The sequence below is a fragment of the Saccharopolyspora taberi genome, from assembly GCF_039534165.1.
Classification (GTDB): Bacteria; Actinomycetota; Actinomycetes; order Mycobacteriales; family Pseudonocardiaceae; genus Saccharopolyspora_D; species Saccharopolyspora_D taberi.
This window is the reverse complement of sequence record NZ_BAAAUX010000005.1, coordinates 60,954-73,459: the sequence shown is the minus strand read 5'-3', so window position 1 is coordinate 73,459 and position 12,506 is coordinate 60,954. Positions and strand designations below refer to the sequence as shown.

At 71.2% G+C, this 12,506-nt stretch carries 12 protein-coding genes; 3 read left to right on the top strand and 9 right to left on the bottom strand.

Going from position 1 to position 12,506, the window contains the following annotated elements; genetic code table 11:
* Positions 1–10: 10 nt before the first annotated feature.
* The 8 genes from ABD691_RS04935 to ABD691_RS04900 form a co-directional block, all read right to left on the bottom strand.
* Entirely contained in the window at positions 11–949 is a 939-nt protein-coding gene (locus ABD691_RS04935; protein ID WP_344678193.1) for a DUF3558 domain-containing protein, read from the bottom strand.
* A 473-nt stretch (positions 950–1,422) separates the two neighbouring features.
* Positions 1,423–2,097, bottom strand: coding sequence for a dihydroxyacetone kinase phosphoryl donor subunit DhaM (dhaM, locus tag ABD691_RS04930; protein WP_344678192.1), 675 nt, complete (start codon positions 2,095–2,097; stop codon positions 1,423–1,425).
* On the bottom strand, positions 2,094–2,729 hold the full coding sequence (gene dhaL, locus ABD691_RS04925; RefSeq protein WP_344678191.1) for a dihydroxyacetone kinase subunit DhaL: 636 nt from the start codon (positions 2,727–2,729) through the stop codon (positions 2,094–2,096). Before dhaL ends, dhaM begins: the two co-directional genes overlap by 4 nt.
* Positions 2,730–2,748: 19 nt before the next feature.
* Positions 2,749–3,744 carry a dihydroxyacetone kinase subunit DhaK gene (gene dhaK, locus ABD691_RS04920; protein ID WP_344678190.1) on the bottom strand — a complete coding sequence of 332 codons (996 nt, stop codon included), beginning with the start codon at positions 3,742–3,744 and terminating at the stop codon, positions 2,749–2,751.
* 162 nt (positions 3,745–3,906) lie between these two features.
* Complete coding sequence (locus ABD691_RS04915; RefSeq protein ID WP_344678189.1) at positions 3,907–5,424, bottom strand: aldehyde dehydrogenase family protein; 1,518 nt, start codon at positions 5,422–5,424, stop codon at positions 3,907–3,909.
* Positions 5,425–5,582: 158 nt separating this feature from the next.
* Entirely contained in the window at positions 5,583–6,428 is an 846-nt protein-coding gene (locus ABD691_RS04910) for a hypothetical protein (protein WP_344678188.1), read from the bottom strand.
* Positions 6,429–6,624: 196 nt separating this feature from the next.
* A complete protein-coding gene (locus tag ABD691_RS04905) occupies positions 6,625–6,885 on the bottom strand; it encodes a hypothetical protein (protein ID WP_344678187.1) in 261 nt (86 codons plus the stop codon).
* Positions 6,886–6,899: 14 nt separating this feature from the next.
* The gene (locus ABD691_RS04900; protein ID WP_344678186.1) at positions 6,900–8,582 is read right to left on the bottom strand and encodes a sodium:solute symporter family protein; all 1,683 of its coding nucleotides are present in this window, start codon (positions 8,580–8,582) and stop codon (positions 6,900–6,902) included.
* Positions 8,583–8,948: 366 nt separating this feature from the next.
* Between ABD691_RS04900 and ABD691_RS04895 the strand changes: the two genes are divergently transcribed.
* Both ABD691_RS04895 and ABD691_RS04890 read left to right on the top strand, forming a co-directional pair.
* Positions 8,949–9,134 (top strand): hypothetical protein, encoded by a 186-nt coding sequence (locus ABD691_RS04895; protein ID WP_344678185.1) that lies wholly within the window; start codon positions 8,949–8,951, stop codon positions 9,132–9,134.
* 228 nt (positions 9,135–9,362) lie between these two features.
* Positions 9,363–10,175 carry an alpha/beta fold hydrolase gene (locus ABD691_RS04890; protein ID WP_344678184.1) on the top strand — a complete coding sequence of 271 codons (813 nt, stop codon included), beginning with the start codon at positions 9,363–9,365 and terminating at the stop codon, positions 10,173–10,175.
* A gap of 1 nt (position 10,176) precedes the next feature.
* On the opposite strand, the gene nucS is transcribed toward ABD691_RS04890, so the two are convergent.
* Positions 10,177–10,836 (bottom strand): endonuclease NucS, encoded by a 660-nt coding sequence (gene nucS / locus ABD691_RS04885; protein ID WP_344678182.1) that lies wholly within the window; start codon positions 10,834–10,836, stop codon positions 10,177–10,179.
* Between the two features lie 98 nt (positions 10,837–10,934).
* Between nucS and ABD691_RS04880 the strand changes: the two genes are divergently transcribed.
* Positions 10,935–12,329, top strand: a complete 1,395-nt coding sequence (locus tag ABD691_RS04880; protein WP_344678181.1) for an amino acid permease — start codon at positions 10,935–10,937, stop codon at positions 12,327–12,329.
* The last annotated feature ends 177 nt before the right edge of the window (positions 12,330–12,506 follow it).

Sequence of the window (12,506 nt, the reverse complement as noted above, 5' to 3'; positions counted from 1 at the left end):
AACGGCTCGATCAGTGCGCGGGGAGACGCGGCCACGCTTCCCGTGCCAGGCCGCGGGCGAACTCACACGCCTCGATGCCGGTCGCGCCCGGGAAAGCGACGACGAGCATCGCGACCTCGACCTCGCCTGGACCGCCGAACGGGATGTGCCCGGTTTCGGCCGAGCAGAGCGGAACGCTCGGGTCGCCGCCGACGACGCTGACCACGGTCCGCCGCCCGGCGATCTCCTCCTCCACGGCGGCGCCGTGCAGCACGGCGGGTGGTTTCCCCGCGGTGTGCGTGAAGGAGACCCTCGGCGCCTGCGCGTCCTGCTCTCCCCATTGGCACTGGTGTCCGGCGGGAGCCGACTGCGGCTGCGCCTGTTCGAGTCCCGGGATCTGGTGCACGACCGCCGAGTCCAGCACCGCGCAGGGGTCGGTCAGGGCAAGGGAGTTGGGCGGGTACTGGCGGTGGCCGACCCGGTGCTGCTCCATCGCGGCGATCGCGGTGTCCGCGCCCGCCTCGGCCACCGCGCACAGCCCGGCGGCCGGGTCGCCGGTCAGGAGGTCGGCGCTGACCTGCATCGCGGTGCCGTCGTCGAACCGGATGCGGCGGGTGCAGTGCCCGGGCAGCGGCGCTTCCTGGACGAGCCGCAACGACCCTCGCGGCACCACGGGATCTTCGTCTTCGGTCGCGGCGTCCGCGGGCCCCGGCGCTGCGGGAACGAGTTCGCCGACCGCCAGCTGCGCCAGCGATCCGTCGTCCAGTTGCACGTGGAGCAGGCAGTAGTCGAGCGAGACGGTGGCCGCGGGGGTTGCCTTCAGCGCCGCGGGGTCGGTCAGCGTGCAGGGGTCGACCGTGCGCGGATCGCCGAGCATCGCCGCGACCGAGCCGGGAGCGGGCCCCTGCGGACCGGGCGCCGGAGGTTGGCCGACACATCCCGCGGCGAGCACTAGCAAGATCAACAACATGCCTGGGATGCGGGAGCGATGCGGCACCGGTTCAGCCTAAGGGGTCGCAGCGCGCGGGGCGAAGGTCATCGTGCGGGGCGAAGGTCATCGTGAGGGCTGTTCCGGGCTCGGGCGGGGCGGATGGCCGCTGCGGGACCGGGTCGATCAGCTCGGAAGCCGGTCGATCCCCTGTGGTTCCGGTTGATCAACTGCGGGAGCCGGTAGATCCCTGCGCGGCTGGTCGATCAACTGCGGGAGCCGGTCGATCCCCTGCACGGCCGGGCGACCAACCACAGAAGCCAGTCCATCCCCAGCCCGGCCGGGCTGGGAGTTGGCAGCGTCCGGTTGATCGCTTGCGGGCCGGGCTGGGTCCCCTCTGGAACCAGACCGATCGTTGAACGACGGAAGCTCGCGCAGGCGGCCGACGGCGACCGCCTGCGCGAGCGTGGGGCCACGGGCGCGAGCGAGGGGCCACGGGCGCGGCCCGGGCCGGATCACTCGTCGAAGTTGCGGTCGGCCAGGTCGAGGATGCGCTGGACGGCCTGCCGGGCGTCCGGGCCGCTGGCGCGCAGGACGATCCGGTCGCCCTTGCGGGCTCCCAGGCCCATCACGCCCAGCACGCTCGCCGCGTCGGCCTGCTGGTCGCCCAGCGAGACGCTGACGCCGGCCTGCAGCCCCGTCAGGCTGCGCGCCAGCAGCGCCGCCGGTCGCGCGTGCAGCCCAACTTCGTTGGCCAGCACGAGCTCCTCGCGGACCTCCTCCGCCTCGGTCGGCTCCGCCTCCTCCGGCGCGGCTCCGCGCGCGGCCTCCTCGGCCGCTTCGGCGACCTCCTTGAGGTCCTTGCCGCCCTGCGCGGCTACCGCCGCGGCGACGGCGCCCTCGACCAGCGGCGCCTCCGCGACGATCGCGCTGCGCGGATCGCCGAGGGACTCCACCGCCAGCTCCGCGACCATCTGGGCGCTGCCCAGGTCGTAGAGCAGGACCGCACCCGCGCCGGTGTTGGCTTCGGCCAGCGCCGCCGACACCTTCTCGAAGTCGGTGCCGACGGTCCCCTCGGCCAGGCCGCCCGCAGGCAGCACCCGGACCTCCGGCGCCATCTGCGCGGCGAGCTCGACGACGCCTTCGGCGAGCTTGGCGCTGTGCGACACGATCACCAGTCCGACGTTCATCTCGCCCTCGCCGCCTCCGCGAACGCCGACAGCAGCAGCGCCGTCGACCGCGCGCCGGGATCGATGTGCCCCGCGCTGCGCTCCCCGAGGTAGGAGGCGCGGCCCTTGCGGGCGACCAGCGGCTCGGTCGCCCGCACGCCCACGTGCGCGGCCTCCGCCGCGGCGGCCAGCACCTTGCCGGGGCCTTCGCCGGCGTCGGCCGCGGACTTCGCCGCTTCCACCGCCGGGGCCAGCGCGTCGATCATGGTCTTGTCACCCGTGACGGCCTTGCCGCGCGCCGCGACGCCCTCCATGCCCGCCTTCAGCGCCGCCGCGACGGCCGGGCCGTCGAGCTCGTCGGCGTCACCGACGGCGGTGGCCGCGCGCAGGAACGCCGTTCCGTACAGCGGGCCGGACGCACCGCCGACCGTCGAGATCAGCACCGTGGCCACCAGCTTGAGCACCGCGCCCGGTGTCTCCGGCGCCGCCGTGTCCACCTTGGAGACCACGGCGCGGAACCCGCGGTCCATGTTCTCGCCGTGGTCGGCGTCGCCGATCTCGCGGTCGAGCCGGATCAGCTCGTCGCGGTGCGCGGCGACGACGTCGGCACCCGCGCGGAGCGCCGCGACCACGTCATGTGCAGTGCAACCCATCGGTCCACCCATCCCTCGGTCACCAGTGCAGCGCGGCCGTGCGCACCGGTGCGTCCCAGAGCTCGGTCAGCTCGTCGTCCAGTTTGAGCAGGGTCAGGCTCATGCCCTGCATCTCCAGGCTCGTCGTGTAGGGGCCGACCAGCCGCCGCCGGACCTGGATACCGCGCTCGGCGAGCAGGCGCTCGGCGATGCCGTGCGCGAGGTAGAGCTCGATGAGCGGGGTGGCACCCATGGAGTTGGTGAACAGCAGCACCTCGTCGCCCTCGGTGAAGGGCAGGTCCTCCACGACGGCGTCGAGCAGCCTACGGACGATGCCTTCGGCCGACTCCAGCGGCAGGCGCTCGCGGCCCGGTTCGCCGTGGATGCCGATGCCGATCTCCATCTCGTCGGCGGCGAGGTCGAAGCTCGGTTCGCCCGCGTGCGGCACGGTCGGCGCGGTCAGCGCCATCCCCATCGAGCGCACCCGGGACACCACCCGCTTGCCCAGCTCCTCGCAGGTGGCCAGGTCCGAGCCGCGTTCGGCGGCGGCTCCGACGATCTTCTCCACCAGCACCGTGCCGCCGACGCCGCGCCGGCCCGCGGTGTGCGTGGAGTCCTTGACCGCGACGTCGTCGTCGACCAGGACCGTGCGCACCTCGGTCCCCTCGATGCCTGCCAGCTCGGCGGCCGTCTCGAAGTTCAGCACGTCGCCGGTGTAGTTCTTCACGACCAGCAGCGCCCCGGAACCGCCCGCGGTCTCGGTGATGGCGGCCTGCACCGCGTCCGGCGTGGGCGAGGTGAACACCGCCCCCGGGACGGCGGCGGCGAGCATGCCCGGGCCGACGAAACCGCCGTGCAGCGGCTCGTGCCCGGACCCGCCGCCGGAGATCACGGCGACCCGGCCCTGGACCGGGGCGTCCGCCCGGACGATCACGGATGGATCGGTGCGCACCCGCAGCAGGTCGGGGTGGGCCGCGGCCATGCCCCGCAGGGATTCCGCGACCACGTCCGCGGGCTCGTTGATGATCTTCTTCACCGGTGTCCTCCTTGACCGCCGACGCCGGGAACGACGCCGTCCCCGATCAAATGTGCACGGAAGCCTCCCCACTCCGCATCCTCACATGGTCGGGACCCGAGCAACACAAAGAAGGGAACCCCACCGACGAACGGAGGGGTCCCCCACGGCTTCAGCAGCAGATCAGCGACCGCGGAAGGTCTTCACCAGGCGGATGAGCCTGCGAACGGTGCGGTTGGACCGGCCGAAGGTCATCGGATTGATCGGAATCCGGTACTTCAGGCGGGTCACCGACTGCGGGCGGGCGAACTCCCGCAGGCCGTCCTCGCCGTGGATGCGGCCGAACCCGGAGTCGCCGACCCCGCCGAACGGCAGCGCGGGTACCGCGGCGAAGGCGATCACCGAGTTCACCGCGACCATCCCGACCCGCAGCCGCCGCGCGAGCTCGGTGCCGCGCGACCGCGAGAACACCGTCGCGCCCAGGCCGTAGCGGCTGTCGTTGGCGCGCTCGATGCCCTCCTCCGCGCTGCGCACGCGCTCCACGACCAGCGTCGGGCCGAAGGTCTCCTCGGTGGCCGCGGCGGCGTCCGGCGGGACGTCGGTGAGCACCACCGGCTCGACGAACGGGGGCCGCACCGAGTGGCTGCCGCCGACCAGCGCGCGGGCACCGCGGTCCAGCGCCTCGTCCACGTGCGAGCGGATGACGTCGACCTGCGAGCTCATCGTGATCGGCCCGAAGTGGGCCTTCGGCTCACCGCCCGGCCGCAGCTTCGACGCGCGCTCGGTGACCAGCTCCAGGAACCGGTCCGCGACCGCGTCGACGACGTAGACCCGCTCGACACCGATGCAGGTCTGCCCCGCGTTGGACATCGCTCCCCACACCGCGGCCTCGGCCGCGGCGGGCAGGTCGGCGTCGGAGTCGACGATCAGCGCGTCCTTGCCACCGCACTCGACCAGCACCGGGGTCAGGTTCTCGGCGCAGGCGGCCATCACCCGCTTGCCGGTCGCGGTGGACCCGGTGAACGCGACCTTGTCCACGCCCGACGCGCACAGCGCGGCACCGGTCTCGCCGAACCCGGTGACCACGGTGAACACCGGCTGCTCCGGCACCACCTCGGCGAAGGTCCTGGCCAGCCACTCCCCCACGCCCGGCGTCAGCTCGCTCGGCTTGAACACCACGGCGTTGCCCGCGGCCAGCGCGTAGGCGATCGATCCCATCGGCGTGAACGCCGGGTAGTTCCACGGTCCGATCACGCCGATCACGCCGAGCGGCAGGTACTCCACGGTGGCGGCCTGGTTCATCATCAGCAGGCCCGGGGAGACCTTGCGGCGGCGCAGCACCTTCTCCGAGTTGCCGGCCGCCCAGTGCAGGTGGTCGATGACCAGCACCAGCTCCAGCCTGGCGTCGTCGAGCGGTTTGCCGGTCTCGGCGCACATCACCTGGGCGAGCTCGTCCAGCCTGCGCAGCAGCAGCTTGCGCCAGGCGTCCAGCCGCTGCTTGCGGCCCGCGTAGCCGAGGTCGGCCCACCACTGCTGGGCCTTGCGGGCGCCGGTGACGGCCTCGCCGACCGCGTGCGCGTCGTGGATCGGGTGCCGCCCGACGACCTCACCGGTGCGGGGATCGAGCGATTCGAACGTGGGCTGCGGATCGACGTCCGCCTCGGTCGACGTCTCGACGCTGCCACGGGCGGTCCGGGTCATCGCTGTCCTCCCACCATTTCATTGGTCGTTGTAATCCTGCACCCTACGGAATGCCGGGGCGCGAGGGCGACCGCCGGAGGGGCGCCACCGCGGGAAGATGCCGGTCCGGGAATTTGTCGAGGGTTTTCTCGGTTGTCAGCCCCGCGGCAGCTCGGTTGTCAGCCCCGCGGCAGCTTGGCCTTCACCCCGCGGGCGGCGTTGACCGCGTTCGCGCACGGATCCATCGGGACGTTGTTCGGGTTGTTCACGGTCAGCTGGACCGTCTCGATGCCGTTGATCGAGCCGGGCCTGCGGCGGTGCTCCCACTCCACGGTGCAGAAGCCCGACGACGGGATCACCGAGGCCATCACGCCGCCGAGGTCGGCGGGCGGCAGCCCCTCGGCGCGCGGCTCCATGCTGGAGAACTTGACGTCGACGTTGACGTCGTTGGCCGCGGTCCAGCCGCAGTCGTGCAGACCGCGCGGCGTCGGGTCGGCGGTGGCGCCGCCGAGTGCGTCCCGCACGGCGACCGGGTCGAGCATCGTGCACGGGTCGATGCCCGCGAGCTCGGCGGGCGAGCGGTTGGCGATCGGCGGGTTGGCCCGCAGCTTCTCCACCACGTCGGTCATGATCTGCACCGCCGGGGAGCAGGGGTCGCCCGCCTTCGTGTCGAGCTGGAGCTGCATCGCCTGCGGCTCGCTGAGCAGCCCCTGGCTGCCCTGGTAGGCGACCTGGACGAAGCAGGGGTTGCCGTCGGCGCTGATCGAGGCGGGCAGGCCGCCGATCCGGTGCTGGCTGACGTCGAACGCCTCGGACTGCAGGTACAGCGTGATGTTGAACGGCTTGCCGCCGTGGTCCTTCATGAAGTTCGAGCACGAGCCGAGTTCGCCCGGCGTGTCGGACGCGGGCGCGCCGTACTTGGCGAGATCGGTCGCGTGCAGCAGGGCGCACGGGTCGGCCGCGCGCAGCTTGGCGGGGGTGAAGCCGTCGAAGAACGCGGTGCTCTTCAGGTCGTACTGCGCCACAGGGACGGTCTGGCGCTGCGAGTTGGATTTCTCCGTTCCCGCCGCACAGCCGGCAACCGACAGGACGACGAGCGAAGCTGCGATCAACGAGGCGAACCGGTTCACGGCCGCAACACTATCTAGCGAACCTCGCCGGGCAGGCGGGAACCTGACTTTTCGTCGGGTTCCCGCCCCGCCCAGGTCAACTCTCAGCCGGTCAGCTCTCCGCTGATTCCTCGGGGACCCGGATCGGCCGGATCCTGGCCCACAGGCCGAAAAGGACCGCGAATGCGATCATGCCGACGCCGCTCCACAGGTTGATGTTGAGCCCGGCGGCCTTGTCGATGTCCTCCGGTGCGGTGGCCACCGCACCGGTGACCACCAGCACCAGGCCGTAGATCAGGAACAGCGCGCCGATGATCGTGCGGATGTCGAAGGCACCCGCGGTGTGCCCGGGGCGAGGGGTCTGGGTCGCCATGGGGATACCTCCTGTCAGCCGAAGATGATGTTGAGCAGAACCGTCAGCACCAGCACGATGCCCGCGAGCAAGCCGGGCTTGCGGTACCAGCCCGCGTCCTCACCGCTGGTCGAGGCGGTGCGGGCCGCCTTCGGCGTCAGCGAGTACACCAGCCCGGCCAGCTCCGCCTCCGGCTTGGGCCTGGTCACGGTGCTGACCGCGACGCTGACCACGATGTCGACCACGAACGCCGCACCGGCGCCGATGAAGCTCGCGCCCTGGCCGGGCAGGTCGACCACACCGGACTCGGACAGCCCGAACACCGTCACCGCCGCCAGCGTGCCCAGCACCAGGCCGAGCCAGCCCGCGGTCGGCGTCATCTTCTTCCAGAACATGCCCAGGATGAACGTGGCGAACAGCGGGGCGTTGAAGAACGAGAACAGCTGCTGGAGGTAGTCCATCAGGTTCGCATAGCCGGAGGCGATGAACGCGGTGCCCACGGCGACCAGCGTCGCGCCGACGGTCACCCAGCGGCCCATGCTCAGGTAGTAGTGGTCCGGCTTGTCCTTGACGATGTAGGACTGCCAGATGTCGTAGGTGAACACGGTGTTGAACGAGCTGAGGTTCGCCGCCATGCCCGCCATGAACGACGCCAGCAGACCCGCCAGCGCGATGCCGAGCAGACCGTTGGGCAGCAGGTCCCGCATCAGCAGCAGGATCGCGTCGTTGTAGTCCACGTTGCCCTGGCCGGTCGCCTTGTACCCGGACAGGTCCGGGACCAGCACCGCGGCGATCATGCCGGGGATGATCACCAGGAACGGGATGAACATCTTCGGAAACGCGCCGATGATCGGGGTGCGCTGGGCGGCCGACATCGACTTCGACGCCATCGCGCGCTGCACCTCGACGAAGTTGGTCGTCCAGTAGCCGAAGGACAGCACGAAGCCGAGGCCGAACACCAGGCCCACGACGCTGAGGACGCTGTTGCCGAAGCCGGTCAGCTCGTTGCCGGGCCAGGCCGTCATCTGCTCGGCGCCGCCGGGGCTGGCCGAGACCTTGGCGACCAGGCCCTGCCAGCCGCCGACCTTGGTCAGGCCGACGACGGTCAACGGCAGCAGCGCCGCGACGATGACGAAGAACTGCAGCACCTCGTTGTAGATGGCCGCCGACAGCCCGCCGAGCGCGGTGTAGGAGAGCACGATCGCCGCCGCGATCAGCACCGACACCCACAGCGGCCAGCCCAGCAGCACGTTGACGATGCTGGCCAGCAGGTACAGGTTCACCCCGGCGATCAGCACCTGTGCGACCGCGAAGCTGATGCCGTTGACCAGGTGCGCCGGTTTTCCAAAGCGCCGCAGCATGAATTCGGGAACGCTGCGCACCTTGGAGCCGTAGTAGAACGGCATCATCACGATGCCCAAAAACAGCATCGCCGGCACCGCGCCGATCCAGAAGTAGTGCATGGTCGGCATGCCGTACTCGGCGCCGTTGGCCGACATGCCGATGATCTCGATCGCGCCCAGGTTGGCCGCGATGAACGCCAGACCCGTCACCCACGCGGGCAGCGCCCGCCCGGACAGGAAGAAGTCCAGGCTCGTCGACACCGAGCGCCGCGCCAGGTAACCGATACCAAGCACGAACACGAAATAGACCGCGAGCAGCACGTAATCGACGGCGCTCGCGTCGAGCCGCAGCTCCGCCTGGGCCAGCACCTGCACGCTACCCCACCTCCAGCCCCAACAAATTCAAACGACAATCACCACGAATGCGGCAGCCGGACGCTACCCCACGGTGGGTCGGATCACACGTGCCCGATACCAATTCGTTGGATCCTGACACTAAATCGATCCCGCCCACTCCGCCGGGTAGCCGAAAGCGCAGCGCAGATCGGTGCAGTCCGAGCTGTTCCGGCAGCGCTCCCGACCCAACACAAGCCGACAGCGGCCAACACCCCCGCCGTGCGGGTGAGAGCACGCGGCCATGCGGGTGAGCAGGTGAAAACCCGCTCCCCGCAAGGCAAATCGGGAGGTACCGTCACTTTCCGGGCCCACCGGCCCACTCACGGTTACCAAGGGGGAGGAACTGTGAACGCCCGGATCGATCTGGCGATCATCGCCGGACTCATGGAGGAGCAGCACGACCCGGCCGAGGCCGCGGCGGACGACCGCGGCAGGCAGTCCGCGCGCACGGCCGACGCGCTGAGGAACACGAGCGCGGCGGCGGAGGTCCCGGCGCAGCGCACGCGGTGCCGCGGGTTCCAGCGGCACTGACCGCGCTGGGGATCAGGCGGCGCACTGGGGATCAGACTGGGCTGCGGGAAGCAGGCCGCCAGCACGTTCAGCGAAGAAGCCGGGCACCTACTCCGCGCCGTGACCACCCGCGTCGCCGCCGATATGTCCACAATGGACGGGACGACTGCGGAGCCCGGTGCGCGGTGAACTCCGCATGCCACCCGCGACTTGACTCTGACATCCATGTCAGAGTTTAGGGTCGGCCGCATGATCAAGGACGCCACGATCGACGACAAGGCGCTGTCCCGGACCGGACTCGACGTCCTGGTGCGCGGAAGCGGTCCCGGCCTGCTGCTCGCCCACGGCGCGGGTGGCGGGATCGAGGGCAACTACGGGCTGGTTCTCGACGACCTCGCGCGCGACCACACCGCGATCGGCCCGCACTACCCCGGCGCCGGCCGGACTCCGGTCGCCGATGGGCCGCTCCAGCTCGACGACCTGACCGACCGGCTGGTGGACGCCGCCGTTGAAGCGGGGCACGAGAAGTTCGCCGTCTTCGGCGAGTCGCTGGGCACCACGCTCGCCGTCCGCGCGGCCACCCGGCATCCGGAACGGGTCACGGCGCTGGTGCTCACCGCCGGGTTCGCGGTGGCGGATCCGGTGCTGCGGCTGGCATCCCGGCTCATCCCGGGCCTGACGGCGGCGGGCGACCGGCGGACCGCGGCGCGGTTCGCCTGCATGTCCTGCATGACCGACGAGCAGCTGAGCCGGATCTCGGCCGCCGACCTCGACGAGCTGGTGGAGCAGACCCTCGCGACCATGCCGCCGGGAACTCCGGACCACTTCGACCTCTGCGCCCGGGTGGACGTCCGCGAAGACCTGGCGCGCGTCGCCGTCCCCGCGCTGGTCGTGGTGGCCACCGGCGACCGGCTGGTCCTGCCCGAATCCCAGCGCCGCCTCGCCGCGGGCATCCCCGGCGCCCGGCTCGTCGAACTCCCCGGCGCGGCGCACGTCCTGGGCGAGTCCGACCGCGCGACCTGGCTGCGGCACGTCCGGGAGTTCCTGTCGCAGCAGGGCTGAGTCAGAACAGGCGGAACTCGTCGGGCTCGATGCCGCGCAGCTTGTCGTAGTCGAGGGTGACGCAGCGGATGCCGCGGTCCTCGGCGAGCGTGCGGGCCTGCGGCTTGATCTGCTGCGCGGCGAACACGCCGGTCACCGGCGCGAGCAGCGGGTCGCGGTTGAGCAGCTCCAGGTACCGGGTCAGCTGCTCGACCCCGTCGATCTCGCCGCGGCGCTTGATCTCCACGGCCACGCTGGCGCCTTCGGCGTCCCGGCACATCAGGTCCACCGGCCCGATCGCGGTGGGGAACTCGCGCCGCACCAGCGACCAGCCGTCGCCGAGGGTGGTGACGTGCTCGGCCAGCAGTTCCTGCAGGTGCGCTTCGACGCCGTCCTTGACCAGACCGGGCTCGGCCCCGAGCTCGTGCTTGGAGTCGTGCAGGACCTCGTCGATGGAGATCACCAGCTTCTCGCCGGCCTTGTTCTGCACGGTCCACACACCGGGGTCCTCGATGAGCCAGCACGGCGGGCTCATCCAGTTCAGCGGCTTGTAGGCGCGGTCATCGGAGTGCACCGACACCGAACCGTCGGACTTGACCAGCAGGAGGCGCTGCGCCATCGGCAGGTGGGCGGTGAGGCGCCCGACGTAATCGACCTGGCAGCGGGCAATGACAAGACGCACCCGGCACAGGGTACGGGCGTCGATCACGAGGTCGTGCGCGACCGCCGTTACCGGGTTGCGACACGATCGTGGGCAGCGCTGAGATAGCGTTCCGGCTCGTGTCTTTCGCCCGCAGCCTGCTCCGCGTCAAACCCGCTGAGCAACTCACCGACGACGGTGCGCACACCCAGCTGCGCCGGACGCTCGGCCTGGTACCGCTGGTGGCGCTGTCGGTCGGTGCGACCCTCGGCACCGGCATCTTCGTCGTCCTCGCCGAGGCCGCCCCGGCGGCCGGACCGGCGGTGATCGTCTCGTTCGTGCTGGCCGGGCTGGCCGCGCTGTGCTCGGCGCTGTCCTACGCCGAGCTCGCGGGCAGCGTGCCGGTGTCGGGCTCGGCCTACTCCTACGCCTACGCCACGCTCGGCGAGCTGGTCGCCTGGATCTGCGGGTGGTGCCTGCTGCTGGAGTACGGGGTGTCGGTGGCCGCGGTCGCGGTCGGCTGGGGCGGTTACCTCAACGAGTTCCTGCGGGGCACCGTCGGCGTCACCATCCCGGACGCGCTGGCCGCGCCGCCGGGCGAGGGCGGGGTGGTCAACATCCCGGCGGCGCTGGTGGTGCTGCTGGCGATGAGCGTGCTGCTGATGAACGTCAAGGAGAGCGGCCGGGTCACCACGGTCACGACCGTGCTGAAGCTCGCCGTGCTGGTGTTCTTCGTGGCGGTCGCGATCACCGCGTTCAACTCCGAGAACATGACCCCGTTCGCCCCGGCGGGCATCGCCGGGATCTCGGCGGGCGCGTCGGCGGTGTTCTTCTCGTTCATCGGCTTCGACGCGGCTTCCACCGCGGGCGAGGAGGCCCGCAACCCCAAGCGCGACCTGCCGCGGGCGATCATGCTGTCGCTGGCGATCGTGACCCTGGTCTACGTGCTGGTCGCCTTCGCCGCGGTCGGGGCGGTGGGCACGGAGGTGCTGGGCGGCTCGGACGCCTCGCTGGCGACCGCGCTGCAGGTGGTCACGGGACAGGGCTGGCCGTCGGTGGTGCTGGCGCTGGGCGCGGTGATCGCGATCGCGTCGGTGGTGCTGACCGTGCTGTACGGGCAGACCCGGATCCTGGTGTCGATGTCGCGGGACGGCCTGATGCCGCCGGTGCTGGCGAAGGTCAACCGCCGCGCGGTGCCCGCCCGCAACACGCTGCTGGTCGGGATCGCCGTCGCGGTGCTGGCCGCCGTGGTGCCGCTCAACCAGCTCGCCGAGGCGACCAGCATCGGAACCCTCGTCGCGTTCGGCCTGGTCAACATCGGGGTGCTGATCCTGCGCCGCACCAAGCCGGACCTCGACCGCAGCTTCCGGACCCCGCTCATGCCGTTCACGCCGGTGCTCGGGCTGCTGCTGTGCGCGTACCTGATCCTCGGGCTGGACTGGGTCACCTGGGTGACCTTCGGGATCTGGACCGTCGTCGGGCTGGGCGTGTACTTCGGCTACGGCAGGCGGAAGTCCCGGCTCAACGGGACCTGAGGAGTTGTCCCGGAACGAGCCGCTGTTCAGTCGAGTTCGATCATCATGACCGGGAGCACCCGGCCGGGCGCGACCTCGTTGCCACCGACCCGCTCCGCTCCCATGTGCAGGTAGAACTGCTCCGCGTGGGGGTCGGATTCCCAAGCCAGCATCCGGAATCCGGCCCTGCGGGCGGGT

Coding starts and splice junctions, on each gene's coding strand:
- ABD691_RS04935 (WP_344678193.1), bottom strand. CDS start 949: ATGTTGTTGATCTTGCTAGTGCTCGCCGCGGGATGTGTCGGCCAACCT.
- dhaM (WP_344678192.1), bottom strand. CDS start 2,097: ATGAACGTCGGACTGGTGATCGTGTCGCACAGCGCCAAGCTCGCCGAA.
- dhaL (WP_344678191.1), bottom strand. CDS start 2,729: ATGGGTTGCACTGCACATGACGTGGTCGCGGCGCTCCGCGCGGGTGCC.
- ABD691_RS04915 (WP_344678189.1), bottom strand. CDS start 5,424: ATGACCCGGACCGCCCGTGGCAGCGTCGAGACGTCGACCGAGGCGGAC.
- ABD691_RS04905 (WP_344678187.1), bottom strand. CDS start 6,885: ATGGCGACCCAGACCCCTCGCCCCGGGCACACCGCGGGTGCCTTCGAC.
- ABD691_RS04890 (WP_344678184.1), top strand. CDS start 9,363: ATGATCAAGGACGCCACGATCGACGACAAGGCGCTGTCCCGGACCGGA.